Source organism: Citrobacter sp. ANG330, assembly GCF_047467925.1.
Taxonomy (GTDB): Bacteria; Pseudomonadota; Gammaproteobacteria; order Enterobacterales; family Enterobacteriaceae; genus Citrobacter_A; species Citrobacter_A amalonaticus_G.
In genome coordinates, this window is the sequence record NZ_JASJUI010000012.1 from 1 (window position 1) to 17,569 (window position 17,569).

Annotated in this window: 14 protein-coding genes; 5 read left to right on the forward strand and 9 right to left on the reverse strand. The window is 55.1% G+C overall.

The genetic code is table 11. The features are described 5' to 3' along the window. Window positions 1-34: 34 nt before the first annotated feature. Window positions 35-2,743, reverse strand: coding sequence for a magnesium-translocating P-type ATPase (mgtA, locus tag QNN88_RS20055; RefSeq protein WP_414241758.1), 2,709 nt, complete (start codon window positions 2,741-2,743; stop codon window positions 35-37). Window positions 2,744-3,129: 386 nt separating this feature from the next. Between mgtA and treR the strand changes: the two genes are divergently transcribed. The 5 genes from treR (at window position 3,130) to nrdG (ending at window position 10,520) form a co-directional block, all read left to right on the forward strand. After that, window positions 3,130-4,077: a trehalose operon repressor TreR gene (gene treR, locus QNN88_RS20060; protein ID WP_414241759.1), complete on the forward strand. Its 948-nt coding sequence runs from the start codon at window positions 3,130-3,132 to the stop codon at window positions 4,075-4,077. Window positions 4,078-4,221: 144 nt separating this feature from the next. Then, entirely contained in the window at window positions 4,222-5,640 is a 1,419-nt protein-coding gene (gene treB / locus QNN88_RS20065; RefSeq protein WP_414241855.1) for a PTS trehalose transporter subunit IIBC, read from the forward strand. 47 nt (window positions 5,641-5,687) lie between these two features. Continuing rightward, window positions 5,688-7,346, forward strand: a complete 1,659-nt coding sequence (gene treC, locus QNN88_RS20070) for an alpha,alpha-phosphotrehalase (RefSeq protein WP_414241760.1) — start codon at window positions 5,688-5,690, stop codon at window positions 7,344-7,346. A gap of 404 nt (window positions 7,347-7,750) precedes the next feature. Next, window positions 7,751-9,889, forward strand: coding sequence for an anaerobic ribonucleoside-triphosphate reductase (gene nrdD, locus QNN88_RS20075; RefSeq protein WP_414241761.1), 2,139 nt, complete (start codon window positions 7,751-7,753; stop codon window positions 9,887-9,889). 166 nt (window positions 9,890-10,055) lie between these two features. Next, complete coding sequence (gene nrdG, locus QNN88_RS20080) at window positions 10,056-10,520, forward strand: anaerobic ribonucleoside-triphosphate reductase-activating protein (RefSeq protein ID WP_414241762.1); 465 nt, start codon at window positions 10,056-10,058, stop codon at window positions 10,518-10,520. 8 nt (window positions 10,521-10,528) lie between these two features. On the opposite strand, the gene QNN88_RS20085 is transcribed toward nrdG, so the two are convergent. The 8 genes from QNN88_RS20085 to QNN88_RS20120 form a co-directional block, all read right to left on the reverse strand. Continuing rightward, entirely contained in the window at window positions 10,529-10,813 is a 285-nt protein-coding gene (locus QNN88_RS20085; protein ID WP_414241763.1) for a type II toxin-antitoxin system RelE family toxin, read from the reverse strand. Beyond that, a complete protein-coding gene (locus tag QNN88_RS20090; protein WP_102603471.1) occupies window positions 10,803-11,045 on the reverse strand; it encodes a type II toxin-antitoxin system RelB/DinJ family antitoxin in 243 nt (80 codons plus the stop codon). The genes QNN88_RS20085 and QNN88_RS20090 overlap by 11 nt, the downstream gene beginning before the upstream one ends. A gap of 78 nt (window positions 11,046-11,123) precedes the next feature. Beyond that, on the reverse strand, window positions 11,124-13,034 hold the full coding sequence (locus QNN88_RS20095) for a BglG family transcription antiterminator (protein WP_414241764.1): 1,911 nt from the start codon (window positions 13,032-13,034) through the stop codon (window positions 11,124-11,126). An 18-nt stretch (window positions 13,035-13,052) separates the two neighbouring features. Next, the gene (dagF, locus tag QNN88_RS20100; RefSeq protein ID WP_414241765.1) at window positions 13,053-13,793 is read right to left on the reverse strand and encodes a 2-dehydro-3-deoxy-phosphogluconate aldolase; all 741 of its coding nucleotides are present in this window, start codon (window positions 13,791-13,793) and stop codon (window positions 13,053-13,055) included. Beyond that, on the reverse strand, window positions 13,790-14,908 hold the full coding sequence (locus QNN88_RS20105) for a DgaE family pyridoxal phosphate-dependent ammonia lyase (protein ID WP_414241766.1): 1,119 nt from the start codon (window positions 14,906-14,908) through the stop codon (window positions 13,790-13,792). Before QNN88_RS20105 ends, dagF begins: the two co-directional genes overlap by 4 nt. Continuing rightward, window positions 14,892-16,025, reverse strand: a complete 1,134-nt coding sequence (locus QNN88_RS20110; RefSeq protein WP_414241767.1) for an amidohydrolase/deacetylase family metallohydrolase — start codon at window positions 16,023-16,025, stop codon at window positions 14,892-14,894. Before QNN88_RS20110 ends, QNN88_RS20105 begins: the two co-directional genes overlap by 17 nt. Before the next feature lie 95 nt (window positions 16,026-16,120). Further along, a complete protein-coding gene (locus tag QNN88_RS20115; protein ID WP_042321639.1) occupies window positions 16,121-16,765 on the reverse strand; it encodes a DUF4310 family protein in 645 nt (214 codons plus the stop codon). An 11-nt stretch (window positions 16,766-16,776) separates the two neighbouring features. Further along, window positions 16,777-17,553, reverse strand: a complete 777-nt coding sequence (locus QNN88_RS20120; RefSeq protein WP_042999221.1) for a DUF4311 domain-containing protein — start codon at window positions 17,551-17,553, stop codon at window positions 16,777-16,779. Window positions 17,554-17,569 lie beyond the last annotated feature (16 nt).

The following is a 17,569-nucleotide window of genomic DNA, read 5'->3' on the forward strand; positions in this document are numbered from 1 at the left end:
GAAAAATGGCTGCCGACGCAGCCATTCTTTTCGTTTACTGCCAGCCGTAGCGGCGGCTATAGAATCCTTTTACCAGTTGCGTTAACGTCATATATCCCGCCAGAATCGCCACTAACCAGGGGAAATAACTCAGCGGTAATGCCTGCAATTGCAGATAACCTGCCAGCGGTGAGAACGGCAGCGCAATTCCCACGACCATCACCACCAGCGTCATCAGCATCAGCGGCCAGGCGGCGCGACTCTGAATGAACGGCACGCGGCGCGTACGAATCATATGCACAATCAGCGTTTGTGACAGCAGCCCCACCACAAACCAGCCGGACTGAAACAGCGTTTGCGCTTCCGGCACATTGGCGTGGAAGACCCACCACATCAGGCAGAACGTCAGAATGTCGAAGATGGAGCTGATCGGGCCGAAGAAGAGCATGAAACGGCCTAAATCTGTGGGGTTCCAGCGCTGCGGTTTCTGGATTTGCTCATCATCAACATTATCAAACGGGATCGCCACCTGGGATACATCGTACAACAGGTTCTGGATCAGCAAGTGCAGCGGCAACATCGGCAGGAATGGCAAAAAGGCGCTCGCCACCAGCACGCTAAAGACGTTGCCAAAGTTAGAACTGGCGGTCATTTTGATGTACTTCAGCATATTGGAGAACGTACGGCGCCCTTCAATTACGCCTTCTTCCAGTACCATCAGGCTCTTTTCCAGCAGGATGATATCTGCCGCTTCACGGGCGATATCCACCGCGCCATCAACGGAAATACCAATATCTGCCGTCCGCAGCGCCGGTGCGTCATTAATACCGTCTCCCATAAAGCCCACCACGTGGCCTTCACGTTTGAGCAGCCGGACGATCCGCTCTTTATGCATCGGCGTCAGGCGTGCGAACAGCGTGGTACGCTGAGCCAGCGCGGCCAGCGCGTCGTCGCTCATACCTTCTATCTCATTTCCGACAACCACCTCGCCGGCGTCCAGGCCCACCTCATGGCACACCTTCGCGGCCACCAGTTCGCTGTCGCCGGTCAGGATCTTCACGGTGATGCCACTGGCTTTCAGCGCCTTCAGGGCCGGCGCGGTGGTCTCCTTCGGTGGATCGAGGAAGGCGATGTAGCCTTCGAGGATCAGATCGGATTCATCTATACGCTGGTAATCACCTTCCCGCGCCGGCAGGTATTTGGTCGCCACGGCGACGACGCGCAGCCCCTGACGATTCAGCGTATCGGTCACGCGCTTCACCCGACGCAGCATGTTGTCATCCAGCGGTACAATTTCGCCGTTATGGCGCACCTGCGTACAGACGCCGAGGATCTCCTGCAGCGCACCTTTACATACCAGCTGATGTACATCCGTCTCTTCTGCCACCACTACCGACATCCGACGGCGCTCAAAATCAAACGGGATCTCATCAATTTTCTGCCAGCGGGTAGACAATTCGCGCGCGGAAGATTCATCAACACCTTCCAGCACGGCGGTATCCAACAGGTTTTTCAGTCCGGTCTGGTAATGGCTGTTCAGCCACGCGGCGTGCAGCACACGCTCGCTGGGCTTACCGGAGATATCCGTATGATTTTCCAGCACGATTTTGTCCTGAGTCAGCGTGCCGGTTTTATCGGTGCACAGCACATCCATCGCGCCGAAGTTCTGAATCGCATCCAGATGTTTGACGATCACTTTTTGCTTCGACAGTTTCACCGCCCCGCGCGCCAGCGTCGAGGTGACAATCATCGGCAGCATTTCCGGCGTCAGGCCCACGGCGACGGAGAGCGCAAACAGCGCCGCTTCCCACCAGTCACCTTTGGTATAACCGTTGATGAGCAATACCACTGGCGCCATCACCAGCATAAAGCGAATCAACAGCATACTGACGCGACTGATCCCCTTCTGAAAGGCGTTCTGCTCACTTTCCTGTTCGCTGACGCGCCCTGCCAGTTGACCAAACCAGGTATTAGCGCCGGTGGCGATGACCATCGCCTGCGCCGTACCGCTCACCACGTTAGTGCCCATAAAGCACAAGGTGTCGCATTCAAGTGGGTTGCTTTGGCTGACTTCGCGTGTACGCGCCACTTTCTCCACCGGCAGCGATTCGCCGGTCAACGACGCCTGTGCGACAAAGAGATCCCGCGCCTGAATCACCCGCAAATCGGCGGGGATCATGTCTCCCGCCGACAGCTTGATAATGTCACCGGGCACCAGTTGATCAAGAGGCAGCTCAACCCAGCCGTTTTCCCCTTTCTCATTGATCACCCGCAACACCGTCGCGGTATTGCTGACCATCGCTTTCAGCGCATCTGCCGCTTTGGTGGAACGCGCTTCCTGCACAAAGTTAAGCAGCGTGGAAATCACCACCATCAGGGCGATCACCCCGGCGGCGAACAGATCTTCCGTGGCATACGAAATAGCCCCAAGAAGAGTCAGCAAGATATTGAACGGGTTGCGATAACAGACCCACAGATGCTTCCACCACGGTGACGGTTTCTGGGTCGGCAGAAGGTTTTCACCGTGTTGTTGGCGGGCGGCATTCACCTCTGCCGCATTGAGTCCTTCCGGATGCGCATTAAACGTTTTCCATAGCGTCTTTTCATCCATCACGGCCACTTTCAGGCAGTGTTCGCTCAGTGACGCAGGAATGGGGGCACTGGCGATCGACCGGGCATTCGGTAACGGATCGCGATGCACCAGGCGATGGGGCAGATGGCGGCCAAGCCGGGAAAAAAGCTGGCGAGTGAGATTTTTAAACATAAGCAGTCCCTCCGCGCCAATAATACGGGCGCAGAAATATCCTTCAGGCGTGGCAAAGCCTTACCTGACAGGTAACATGATTTTCCAAACAGGGACGTTAAGGCGTCACTGTCTTACAGCACCGGTAAGACAGCGAAAGGCAGACTTACCGGAAAGCGAGAGTTCTCCGTTTTGGGAGAGGGGTGGGATCGGGATCCATAAAGCCTCCGGTAAGTGAATGATTTAAGCCGCAGATTATCAGTTGTAGATCATAATATTTGTGGCACTTATGACGATATAATAACCGCCAGTGATTAAACCAATAATAAACCAGACTTTGCCCATTGAGGTTTCAACACGTAAAGTTACTCTCTTACTTACTTTGCTACATACCACGGGAAAACAGGATGCAAAATCGGCTGACTATCAAAGACATCGCGCGCTTAAGCGGCGTGGGGAAATCCACCGTTTCCCGTGTGCTGAATAACGAAAGTGGTGTCAGCGAGCGCACTCGTGAGCGCGTCGAAGCCGTGATGAATCAGCATGGATTTTCCCCCTCTCGTTCAGCCCGCGCCATGCGCGGCCAAAGCGATAAAGTGGTCGCCATCATTGTGACCCGTCTCGATTCATTGTCAGAAAATCTAGCCGTACAGACGATGCTGCCGGTGTTTTATGAGCAGGGTTACGATCCCATCATGATGGAAAGTCAGTTCTCTTCGGACAAAGTGGAAGAGCACCTGGGCATGCTGAAACGCCGCAACATCGATGGCGTGGTGCTGTTTGGCTTTACCGGCATCACGGACGCGATGATAGCCCCGTGGCAGGCATCGCTGGTGCTGCTGGCACGGGATGCGAAAGGCTTTGCCTCCGTCTGCTATGACGACGATGGGGCCATTAAAATCCTGATGCAGCGCCTGTACGATCAGGGGCATCGCAGCATCAGCTTTCTCGGTGTGCCGCACAGTGACGTCACCACCGGAAAGCGCCGCCATGACGCCTATCTCGCCTTCTGTAAACAACATAAGCTCCACCCTGTCGCGGCCCTGCCAGGGCTTGCGATGAAGCAAGGCTATGAGCATGCCGCGAGCGTGATTACGCCGGACACCACCGCGCTGGTCTGCGCCACAGATACCCTCGCGCTCGGCGCCAGTAAGTATTTGCAGGAACAGCGGGTCGAGAACCTGCAACTGGCGAGCGTCGGTAATACGCCGCTGATGAAATTCCTGCATCCGGAGATCGTTACGGTTGATCCCGGCTATGCCGAAGCCGGACGACAGGCGGCTGCCCAGTTGATCGAGCAGATCAACGGACGCTGCGATCTGCGCCAAATCGTCATTCCTTCCACCCTTTCCTGAATCAGGGCTGATCGCTTTCTGAACGATAATTTGTGATCTTCGCTGCGTTTCGGGAACGTTCCCATTTTTAATTTTTTAGCCCGGATATACTCTGTCGCCATTCCAGTCATCCCCTTTTCACAGTCATCGCCACGAGGCTTCATGATGAGCAAAGTAAAACAAGCGGATATTGATCGGCTTATAGAGTTAGTGGGCGGGCGAGAAAACATCGCCACCGTGAGTCACTGCATAACGCGCCTGCGTTTTGTGCTGAATCAGCCAGCAAATGCCAGACCGAAAGAAATCGAAGCCTTACCGATGGTCAAAGGCTGCTTTACCAACGCCGGTCAGTTCCAGGTAGTGATTGGCACCGAAGTTGGCGATTACTACAAAGCGCTGCTGGCCACCACCGGGCAGGCGCACGCCGATAAAGAGCAGGCAAAAAAAGCGGCACGGCAGAACATGAAGTGGCATGAGCAACTCATCTCCCACTTCGCTGAGATCTTCTTCCCGCTATTGCCGGCGCTGATCAGCGGAGGCTTGATTTTAGGTTTTCGTAACGTCATTGGCGACCTGCCGATGAGCAACGGCCAGACGCTGGCGCAGATGTATCCGGCGCTGAAAACGATTTATGACTTTCTGTGGCTGATTGGCGAAGCCATCTTCTTCTACCTCCCGGTGGGCATCTGCTGGTCGGCAGTCAAGAAAATGGGCGGCACGCCGATCCTCGGCATCGTGCTTGGCGTTACGCTGGTGTCACCGCAGTTAATGAACGCCTATCTGCTGGGTCAGCAGGTGCCGGAAGTATGGAACTTCGGCCTGTTCACCATCGCAAAAGTGGGCTATCAGGCACAGGTTATTCCGGCTTTACTCGCTGGCCTGGCGTTGGGCGTGATTGAAACGCGCCTGAAGCGCATCGTACCGGATTACCTGTATCTCGTGGTGGTGCCGGTGTGTTCGCTGATCCTTGCCGTCTTCCTCGCTCATGCGCTGATCGGTCCGTTTGGCCGCCTGATTGGCGATGGTGTGGCCTTTGCGGTTCGTCATCTGATGACCGGCAGTTTCGCCCCGATTGGTGCCGCGCTGTTTGGCTTCCTGTATGCTCCGCTGGTGATTACCGGCGTGCATCAGACCACGCTCGCTATCGACATGCAGATGATCCAGAGCATGGGCGGAACGCCGGTATGGCCGCTGATTGCCCTTTCCAACATCGCGCAGGCGTCTGCGGTGGTCGGGATTATTATCGCCAGCCGTAAACAGAACGAACGCGAGATCTCCGTTCCTGCCGCGATCTCCGCCTATCTGGGCGTCACGGAACCGGCTATGTACGGTATCAACCTGAAATACCGTTTCCCGATGCTCTGCGCAATGATCGGCTCTGGCCTTGCCGGTCTGCTCTGCGGCCTGTACGGCGTGATGGCGAACGGTATCGGTGTCGGCGGCTTGCCGGGCATCCTCTCTATCCAACCGACTTACTGGCAGGTATATGCCGTTGCGATGGCGATCGCCATTGTCGTTCCCGTCGTGCTGACCTCGTTCGTCTATCAACGTAAATACCGTCAGGGCACGTTACAGATTGTCTGAACTTATTCGGGGCGCATTTGCGCCCCTCGCATAACCAGGAATTGATTATGAATACCCTTCCTCACTGGTGGCAAAACGGTGTCATCTACCAGATCTATCCTAAGAGTTTTCAGGACACGACCGGCAGCGGTACCGGCGATTTACGTGGCGTGACGCAGCGTCTCGATTATCTGCATAAACTGGGCGTGGATGCCCTCTGGCTGACGCCGTTCTATATTTCGCCACAGATTGATAATGGCTACGATGTCGCCAATTACACGGCAATCGACCCTGCTTACGGGACGCTGGATGACTTTGACGAGCTGGTCGCCCAGGCGAAAGCGCGCGGTATCCGCATTATTCTCGATATGGTGTTTAATCACACCTCCACGCAGCATGCCTGGTTTCACGAGGCGCTCGATAAAAACAGTCCGTATCGCGAGTTTTACATCTGGCGTGACGGCACGCCCGATGTGCAGCCCAACAACTGGCGCTCCAAGTTTGGCGGCAACGCCTGGCAATGGCATGCGCAAAGCGAACAATATTATCTGCACCTCTTTGCGCCGGAACAGGCTGATCTGAACTGGGAAAACCCTGCCGTTCGCGCTGAGCTGAAAAAAGTCTGTGAGTTCTGGGCCGATCGCGACGTGGATGGCCTGCGCCTGGACGTCGTCAATCTGATCTCCAAAGACCAGACCTTTCCCAACGATCTTGACGGCGACGGTCGCCGTTTTTATACCGACGGCCCGCGAGCGCATGAGTTTTTGCATGAGATGAACCGTGAGGTCTTTACGCCGCGCAAGCTGATGACGGTCGGCGAAATGTCGTCCACCACGCTGGAGCATTGCCAGCGCTATGCCGCGCTGGACGGAAGCGAACTGTCGATGACCTTCAATTTTCATCACCTGAAGGTCGATTATCCTGGCGGAGAGAAGTGGACGCTGGCAAAGCCCGATTATGTCGCGTTAAAAACCCTGTTCCGCCACTGGCAGCAAGGGATGCATAACGTCGCGTGGAATGCGCTGTTCTGGTGTAACCACGATCAGCCACGCATCGTGTCGCGCTTTGGCGACGAAGGGGAATATCGGATACCGGCAGCGAAAATGCTGGCGATGGTGCTGCACGGTATGCAGGGGACGCCGTACATCTATCAGGGTGAAGAGATCGGCATGACCAATCCGCACTTTACCCGGATCACCGACTACCGTGACGTGGAAAGCCATAACATGTTCGCGCAGCTGCGGGCTGAAGGTCGCGATGCCAATGAACTGCTGGCGATCCTGGCGAGTAAATCACGCGACAATGGCCGAACGCCGATGCAGTGGAATAGCAGCAAAAACGCCGGATTCACCACCGGCGAACCGTGGATTGACCTCTGCGATAACTACAGTGACATCAACGTGGAGCACGCGCTTGGCGACAACGCCTCGGTGTTTTACACCTATCAACGGCTGATAGCGCTACGTAAATCCGAACCGGTGCTGACCTGGGGCGATTATCAGGATCTGCTGCCGGAAAGCCCGCATCTCTGGTGTTATCGCCGTGAATGGCAAGGGCAAACGCTGCTGGTGGTTGCTAACCTGAGCGATGAATGCCAGTCCTGGCATCCGGAGATAAGCCGCGGAAACTGGCACGTTTTGCTGCACAACTACGATGAAGTTTCACCCCAGCCGACGGCAATGACGCTGCGTCCTTTCGAAGCGATCTGGTGGCTGCAGAAGTCATAAACTGAACACATTTTGCCCGGAATCGAGAATTTGCCGGGCAAAATAGTCACCCCGCTTTAGCTTACTGTTTTTGTTGAATAAATAATCAGATTTTTCTATATCACAATTTACAATCGCTATAACGCCCGCCAACTGTACGCTCTGCTTTTTACCTTGCGCTATATCAAAAAAATCGCAAACACTTTTGATGCAAATCACTATATATAGAACTTAAAATGCAGCCCGGCCCAATATGTTGTATTAATCATCTAGAATTGCTACAACAACAAAACACCCAATACGGGCGAAATTGTGGATAACGTGGGTCTGGATTGCGGGAAGTGATTGACCAAAGAGATGAATAAACACATCAATGCTTCCCCAGCCTCTGTGGATAACCTGTTCTTACATATTATGGAGTGATCATGACACCGCATGTGATGAAACGAGATGGCTGTAAAGTGCCGTTTAAATCAGAGCGCATCAAAGAAGCCATTCTGCGTGCAGCTAAAGCAGCGGGAGTCGATGACGCAGATTACTGCGCCACCGTCGCAGAAATCGTAAGCAACCAAATGAACGCGCGTAGCCAGGTTGATATTAACGAGATCCAGACAGCGGTTGAGAATCAGCTGATGTCTGGCCCGTACAAGCAACTCGCGCGCGCCTACATTGAATATCGTCATGACCGTGATATTCAGCGTGAGAAACGTGGTCGCCTGAACCAGGAAATTCGCGGTCTGGTGGAGCAAACCAACTCCGCGTTGCTCAATGAAAACGCCAACAAAGACAGTAAAGTCATTCCAACCCAGCGCGATCTGCTGGCCGGTATTGTCGCCAAACACTACGCCCGCCAGCATCTGCTGCCGCGTGATGTGGTGCAGGCGCACGAGCGCGGTGATATCCACTATCACGATCTCGACTATTCCCCGTTCTTCCCGATGTTCAACTGCATGCTGATCGATCTGAAAGGAATGCTGACGCAGGGCTTTAAGATGGGTAACGCCGAGATCGAGCCGCCAAAATCCATCTCTACCGCCACTGCCGTGACTGCGCAAATCATTGCGCAGGTCGCCAGCCATATTTACGGCGGCACCACCATTAACCGGATCGATGAAGTGCTGGCGCCGTTCGTGACCGCCAGTTTCAAAAAGCACCGTAAGACCGCAGAAGAGTGGCAAATTCCGGATGCCGACGGCTATGCGCATTCCCGTACCGAAAAAGAGTGCTACGACGCCTTCCAGTCTCTGGAGTATGAAGTTAATACGCTGCATACCGCCAACGGCCAGACGCCGTTCGTCACCTTTGGTTTCGGCCTCGGCACCAGTTGGGAATCGCGCCTGATTCAGCAGTCCATTTTGCGTAACCGCATCGCGGGTCTCGGTAAAAATCGCAAAACTGCGGTATTCCCGAAACTGGTATTTGCCATCCGCGACGGCCTGAACCACAAATTTGGCGATCCGAACTACGACATCAAACAACTGGCGCTGGAGTGCGCGAGCAAGCGCATGTATCCGGACATTCTGAACTACGATCAGGTCGTGAAAGTTACCGGTTCGTTCAAAACCCCGATGGGTTGTCGCAGCTTCCTCGGCGTGTGGGAAAACGAGAACGGCGAACAGGTTCATGATGGTCGCAACAACCTCGGCGTGATCAGCCTTAACCTGCCGCGTATCGCGCTGGAAGCCGGCGGTGATGAGCCGACGTTCTGGAAACTGCTGGACGATCGTCTGGTGCTGGCACGTAAAGCCTTGATGACCCGTATCGCCCGTCTGGAAGGCGTGAAGGCCCGCGTCGCGCCAATCCTGTATATGGAAGGCGCCTGTGGCGTGCGTCTGAAAGCCGATGATGACGTCGCGGAAATCTTCAAAAACGGACGTGCATCCATTTCGCTGGGCTACATTGGTATCCACGAAACCATTAACGCGCTGTTTGGCGATACGCATGTCTACGACAGCGAAGCGCTGCGCGCGAAAGGTATCGCCATCGTTGAACGCCTGCGTCAGGCCGTCGATCAGTGGAAAGAAGAGACCGGCTACGGTTTCAGCCTGTACAGCACGCCAAGTGAAAACCTGTGCGACCGCTTCTGCCGTCTGGATACCGCCGAGTTTGGCGTCGTGCCTGGCGTCACCGATAAAGGTTACTACACCAACAGTTTCCACCTCGATGTGGAAAAGAAAGTTAACCCATACGACAAAATCGATTTCGAAGCGCCTTACCCGCCGCTGGCGAGTGGTGGCTTCATTTGCTATGGCGAATACCCGAACATCCAGCACAACCTGAAAGCGCTGGAAGATGTCTGGGACTACAGCTATCAGCATGTGCCGTATTACGGCACCAATACGCCAATTGATGAATGCTACGAGTGCGGCTTTACCGGTGAGTTCGAGTGTACCAGCAAAGGTTTCACCTGCCCGAAATGCGGCAACCACGATGCGTCCCGCGTGTCGGTGACCCGCCGCGTGTGCGGCTATCTGGGCAGCCCGGACGCCCGCCCGTTTAACGCCGGTAAGCAGGAAGAAGTGAAGCGCCGCGTTAAACATTTAGGGAATGGGCAGATCGGTTAATTTCCGTTTGCAAAGGCCGTAGGCCTGATAAGACGCAATCGTGTCGCCATCAGGCATCACAATGTTGCCGGATGGCGGTGCAAGCACCTTATCCGGCCTACGGGTCACTTTCTTATTGTTATTGTAGGCCGGGTAAGCGTAGCGCCAACCGGCATGGTTATACGTTATGCAATACCACCAGTATTACCCCGTCGACATTGTTAACGGCCCCGGTACCCGCTGCACCCTGTTTGTTTCGGGGTGCGTGCACGAGTGCCCTGGCTGCTATAACAAAAGCACCTGGCGGCTAAATTCCGGTCAGCCGTTCACAAAAGCAATGGAAGACCAGATCATCCGCGATCTGAACGATACGCGGATCCACCGCCAGGGGATCTCCCTTTCCGGCGGCGATCCCCTGCATCCGCAAAACGTACCGGATATCCTGAAGCTGGTGCAGCGCATTCGTGCTGAATGTGCAGGCAAAGATATCTGGGTGTGGACCGGCTATACGTTAGGTGAACTCAACGCCGAGCAAATGCAGGTTGTGGATCTCATTAACGTGCTGGTGGACGGCAAATTTGTGCAGGATCTGAAAGACCCTGCGCTGATCTGGCGCGGCAGCAGCAATCAGGTTGTTCATCATTTGCGTTAACATCCCCATCAAAGCCGTTTGTCAGCATCCTGATAAACGGTCGATTTTTCCCGTTTGCCAATCGCGATCACCAGTACCAGAACCTGTGCGTCCTTCACCTGATAGACCAGCCTGAAGCCAGACGCCTTGAGTTTTATCTTGTAGCAATCAGGAAAGTCATGACGCCGGGCGGAGGGGATACGCGGGTGTGAAAGCACCTCAGCCAGTTTCTTCCTGAACTGGTTTTTCACTGTTTCACCTAATTTTTGCCATTCCTTCAGCGCCCGCGGATCAAACGCCAGTTCATAGTTCATCCAACTGAACCTTAATGCCCTTTTGCGGGTTAGCCAGTCGTTCCCGAACGGTCTGAAGTAGCGCCTCTTCGCTGTCACTAATCGTGACCGTTTTCACCGGCATTCGCCCATTTTCAGCGACGTACTGAAACAGCAGTCTTACGGCTTCCGTAGGCGTAATGTTGAGTTTATCCAGCACGGCATATGCCTCGTTTTTGAGTTTATCATCCAGACGGACGTTCAATGTGGCCATTATGCCTCCAGAGCAAGAAAAAGATGTAATGCATTATAGCATTACATCTGCATTACATTCACTTCTGGAAAGGGCCTCTCAAAAACGACTCACACACTCCATTGCCACCGTTTTAAACTCGGCAAAATTTGCGCAGCCGCACAGTCGCGTCATGGCGCGTTCACGCAGGAAAGTCACGAAGATATCGTAGATAGCCATCGCCTCTTCGTACTCGCTTTTACTGATGGCGAGTAAGAAGATTACGTGCGCGGTTTCATCCCCCCAGGCGATGCCCTGCGGGGCGAGAACCGTATAGACCACCGTTTTTTTCGCGAGCAGTCCAAGGGCATGCGGCAGCGCAATGCTGTCACCGAGCATCGTGCTGACAATCGCCTCACGCTCGACAACTGAATCGAGGAATTCAGCATCGACGAACCCTTCGCGGTGCAACTGATCGCACAAGGTTTTGAACAACGTCTGCTGATCCATCTCGCCTTCGATAATACGAAAATGCGCGGCATCGAAGTATTTGTTCAACATCCACGGACGGGTTCTGTCCACCAGCACTAACTTACCGATCTGCTCCAGCTGATAGTCGGTAGGGAACGGGGCGATTTGCACCACCGGTTTATCTTTCTCACCGATCCGCGCGGTGGCGATCACAAAGTCCTCCGCGATACTCTCGCGCTGTTCGTAATCGCGCAGCGTCAGCGTATTCACGATCTCAATTTGTGGGTATTTGCGCGCCAGTACCGCTTCGATCATCCGCACCATCGCGTTGCCCGCATCACAAACCAGCAGAACTTTAGGCTGCCGTTGGTAACCGATGTTGTAACTACGCTCAAGCCCAACGCCGATATGCAGAACCAGAAAACCGATCTCATTTTCGCTGATCGCATAGGGGGTGTATTTGCCCCAGCTTGATACCGCCGCCAGGGTCATGTCCCACGCCATCGGATAGTGCTGCTTAATGTTCTCCAGCAGCGGGTTCGGGATCATGATCTGATAACGCACCCGGGTGATCATCGTTTTAATATGGGTGAGTAAATCGGCATGAAGCTGCTTATCATTCAGTAAGTTATAGTTATACTGGCTGTTGATAAACCGCAGGATGTAATTGACCAGCGCTTCTTCATCGTCGGCATTGATCGCGCTGGGCGCGATCTCCTGTACCTGCCGTGCAGCAATATGCGCTTTCAGCCAGTTCTCTTCCGATGCCGAGAGCGGATGATTGGCCAGATGTTGCACCACAGCGGCGATCTCGCGCGCAGCCAGACAGATATTTTCTTCCACCTCTTCGGTGGCAAACTCTGACAATGGGTACCCTTCGCTGATACGACGTACCGCCACCGCGCAGTACAGGCGTAAAAACAGCTCGCCTTCGTCGGTAAGACGAATATGGAAGCGGTTAAAGATCTCCTCAAGGATCGGTTGAAGCTGCGATGGCACTCCGGCATACAGTGCCTCTTCGGTCACCAGTGGGTTTGAGGGATCCTGCTGCGCCAGCGTCCACAACAGATCGGTCAGGCAGGCGCGGATCGCCATCTCACTGCCGAACAGTTTCATGCCATGGCGCGGGCGCGTTTCCAGCGTCAAATGATAGCGTTGCAACCATTCACGCACTTCCGCCATGTCGTTTTGTAGCGTCGCCCGACTGACAAACCATTCATCAGCTAAATCTTCGAGTTTGAGAGAAAAGGCGGATGTCAGAAAACGCACCATCAGATAGTGTACGCGTTCCTGACTGGTTCGCGGGATCCGCAGCATGCTGGGCTGCTGAGTTTGTAAGGTCTGAAAACTTGCCGGGTCATCGATGATGAGCTGATAACCGTTGCCCCGGCTGAGGATAAACTGCGCACCGTGCTGAGTCAGCAGGGCGTTGAGCGCAGTAATATCGGCACGGACAGTACGCGTGGAGACCGACAACCGCTGCGCCAGCTCATCCTGCGGCAGCGTCTCGTTTTGCAACATCGTAAACAGTTGCGCCAAACGTTGGTTGGGGAATCGCACGTCACTCTCCTCGTTATTTTAACCTACGCACTGCCGGGTGAGCGCCAGCAACTGGCGCACATCGTCCGGACGGGTGTTTCCACTTACCTTATCAATAATAGAACTATAAATGTGAGGAATGATTTTACTGACGCCAGCGTCGAGGGCGATGTGCAAAATCTCCGCGTAGTTTTCCAGATCAATGCCACCGGTCGGTTCCAGCCAGAAATCATGACGCGCACAGGCTTGCGCCACCGCTTTAAATTCGTCACGGCATTTCAGACCCCCCATCGGGAAGTATTTGATTGAGCTACCCCCCATATCCTTCAGCAGCGCGATCGCCGTTTCGACCGGGACAATGCCGTCCGCCTCTTTGCTGCTCAGCGGCCCGGTGGAAATTTTGACCAGACCCGGCGTACCGGTTGGCGATACCAGACCGTTAACCACCGTCTCACGCTGCCCGAGCAGGGCGCGACTGGTTGCAACGCCGGTGAACACCTGATTGACGTGCTGCGGCTGCACCTGGCGGGAGATTTCACTGACCATCGCCGACTGGTTCGGATCGCCCGCGCCGAGGCCCACAGAAAGCGCATTGTCGATAAGCGCCGCGTAGTCGCGCATATCCGCCACTGCGCTTTCGACATCCGGGTAATTTTTGGAGAGCACGCCGACCAGCACATGACCTTCCGCCGCGTCATAAATGTCACGCGCGTTCTCTTTCGAACCGGCCAGCACATTCAGGCAGACGCGATCGCGGTAAAAGTTCGGGGTCAGTTTCATGCTTGTTTCTCCTGAGAAATCACCTCGCCAATACGGCGCGCCACAATGTCCAGCTGTGCACGGTCAACACTGCGCACATCAGCTTCAATAATCCCTTCATTGGCTTTGTAACCACGGAAGTAAATCGCGTATTCGCCCTGTTTGAGGGCTTCCACCAGTTCGCCTGTCGCAATGCCGGTGACAGCTTCATCAAACTTAATTTCTGCACGGGCGATGTCGCGTCCGGCGCTGTCCCACACCACGCGAGCGGTCACCCCGTTAAGGGCGTTCAGCGCATCAATAAACGGCGTCATTTTTTCCACCATCTCAGCGCCGCTCTCTTTCTGCGCATTCAGATAGAGTTCAATGGCACAAGTCAGGCCGAGAATCCCCTCTTTGCCGACTTTCATCGCCCGGCCAATACCCGCCGTCTGGCGTTTCACCCACTCAACGTACTGGGTTTTGCCGATGACCAGACCGCTGGTCGGCCCTTCGATGGCCTTCGCGCCGCTGTAGATCACCAGATCCGCGCCCGCACGGTAATAGCACTGCAGATCTTCTTCCGCCGCCGCGTCGACAATCAGCGGCAGATTGTGCTTACGCGCCACCACCACGGCCTGCTCAACGCTGAGCATGCTTTTCTGCACGCAGTGGTGAGATTTGATGTAAAGAATCGCCGCCGTGCGCGGGGTGATCGCCGCCGCCAGTTGTGCGGCAGAACATTCATTGGCATAGCCGGCTTCCACCAGCTTACCGCCTCCCAGCGCCACCATCGTGCCCACCGGCGCGCCAAAGTTAACGTTGTGGCCTTTCGGCAGCACAATCTCGTTGTTTTCAATTGGCGTGACATGCAGGTTTTCCAGCAGCCAGTCGCTGTCCCGCACCAGTACGGCAGCCACCGACTGGGCAATGCCTGCAGACGCGCAGGAGACTACTGTCGCGCCTTCCACATCCAGCAGTTTTGCAATGTATTCCCCGGTCTTGTTCACCAGATCTTTCATCTCAAAATACTGATTCATGCCGGCCATCGCCGCGTCCACCACTTCCGGGCGCGGCGTGGAAACGCCCAGCGCCGTCATCCGGCCGGAGGTATTAATGACTTGCTTTAAATGGTATTTCTCAAAAATCGAAGGCATGTTCCGCGCTCCCTTGTTCGGTCATATAGCCCTTGCCCGCACGTATTGCGGCAAGCGGCACCAGCAGCTTCTCAGCCTGTAAGCTGTCATTCTCGGCATCCATCAGCACGGTTGGCTGATGCTTTAGCGTAAAGAGGGTTAAGTCAGCATCCAGACCTGGCTGGAGGCGACCTTTCGATGTCAGGCGCAAGCCGTCGGCAGCATTCGCCGTCACACAGTTGATCACCTGAGGCAGAGACATCCCGATGGCGAGGAATTTCGACATCACCTTCGCCAGCGAATGCACCGGGCCGCTGATACGGTTGCGGCAATAGATATCAGAACTGATGGTGTGCGGCAGAATGCCTAAGTGGATGGCGCGTTTCGCCACCGCAAAGCTCAGGCTGGCGCTACCGTGTCCAACGTCGAGGCGTACGCCGCGCTGAATGGCGCGGGTCACCGAGGCGCGCAGTTCACCCTCTGGCGTCAAAATACGATTGGGTTTTCCGTTGTAACAATGGGTGATGATATCGCCCGCCGTCAGGCGATCCGCGATCTCATCCAGATCCGGCGGGTTATTGCCGATGTGGACCATCAGGGGTAAATCACCGTTCTCTTGCTGCATCGCTTTAGCGCGTTCCAGCGGCGTGATGCCATTCTCGCCCACCACGCTGCTGCTCATACGCGCCTTCAGGCCAACGATAAAATCGGGATAGCGTTTGACCGCCTGCTTCACCGCGTCGGCGTCGATGTTAGCCATATTCGCCAGCTCGTTTTGGGCAATCAGTCCGACGCGGGAGATGTTCAGCAGCGCGTAAACTTCCGTCGCAGCATTGCGTGTGAGGGTATAGAAATCATCAATATCATCGGCACCGGTACTGCCCGCATCCACCACGGTTGTCACACCGGTGGCAATGCCTACGCTGTCTGGTTCGTCGTGATAGATCGGGGAATTTGGATAACAGTGAACGTGGGAATCAATCCATCCGGCGCTGACGTAGCACTCGCCGTTGAGCTCAACGGTTTTCACCGCCGGGTCGTTTATCTCGCCTAATGCGGCGATTTTGCCGTCCTTCAGGGCGATGTCACAGACCGTATCGTCAACCAGACGCGCACGGCGCAGGAGTAAATCAAACATGTCTCTCTCCTTTTGCCGGATGGCGGCATCACCGCCACCCGGCTTACAAATACGCGCTTATCCGTAGGCCTGATAAGCACAGCGCCATCAGGCAATTAGCTAATCGCAATCGGGAAGATCGAACCTAAAATCATAGCGCCAAGGATCGCGCCACCGGTGATCGGTTTCTGCCAGATGTAAAACAGCAGTGCGCCGACCAGAGAACCCACGCCGATAGGGATCGACGCCGTCATCGCGCTGAGGATAATCAAGGGTCCGAGGAAACGGCCCGAGGCGTTACCGGCCCCCATCATCACGTCTGCCCCGTAGGTCGAATCGCTCTGATTGATGGTGAACTTACGCGCCAGAATAATGACGTATCCAATTGCCAGACCAATCGCCAGCCCCGTTGCCAGAGAAGCGATAAAGTTCTCAACCGGGAACATAATGCCCGCCCCCAGCAGTAACGCCGGAACGCCAAGCCCGACGCCGGTCTGAATCGCGCCGCCGATATCCAGAATCCCCACCAGGGAGCCTTCGATAATGCGGGCGAACAGGAAGCTGGCGCCAAACGCCGCCACTGCGCCGTACGATCCGGTATCAATCCCCGCTTTCAGCATCGCCACGAACGCCACTTCGTTAAACGCGCCAATCCCGTACAGGTAGTACATGTGCGTCCCGGCAAATACGCCAGAGGAGAGCAGGCCAACGAAGATCGGGAACGACCAGTCGGCAAACCAAAAACCTTTATTCTGTTCCATTGTGGCCTCCGTTATTTGCCGCTAAGCGAGTTGTGGATCAGTTCGAGCCAGTTCGGCACGGTCATGTGGAAGGATTCGATCATCTTCATGTCGAAGCCACGGAAGAAGCCGCTCAGCACGAACAGCAGCACGATGGCCGCCATCATCACTTTGGTGACATGGTTCCAGCCGCTCTCTTCAACGCCTTTACCGATCAGGATGCCCAGCACCAGACCCGGTACGGCGTTACCCATGATCAACTGCGCCGCGCCGCCGAAAACGGTTGCCCAGAAGCCTGATTTCTTACCGGCATCGATCGCCGCCAGCCAGAAGATCACCGGCATCACGGTGTTAACCAGCAGGTTTGCCGCAGGCACCAGTACCTTAACGGCGGTCACCTGCAACGCTTCCGGTACGGAAGAAGCTGTGAGGTTGAGGAAGGTGACGACGATCATGCCGATGACGCCGCAGGCAATCGCCATTTTTTTCGGGTCATGCAGCGTTTCACCGACGTTACGGTTTTTGATCATCAGCGCTGCCGCGCCCCAGTTAGGAATGATGCGGTGATCCACGTCCTGTGTGAACGAGCCCGCCGCAACGGATGAGGCCCAGGCGTTGAAGAAAAAGCCCAGCCCAAACGAGAAGTGAGAAGCCGGATCCCCTTCGCAGGAATTCAGTTCCCCCAGAGTTCGAAACGCACCCATCCCCTGTGTGGTAGGCGCATGAAACATGCGTGCAGCCCCGGCACCCACACCTACGCCGACAAGAGCGCCGATAATGAGCGATTTTATTAAAATTATCAGGAACATAATTATGCCTTCTTAA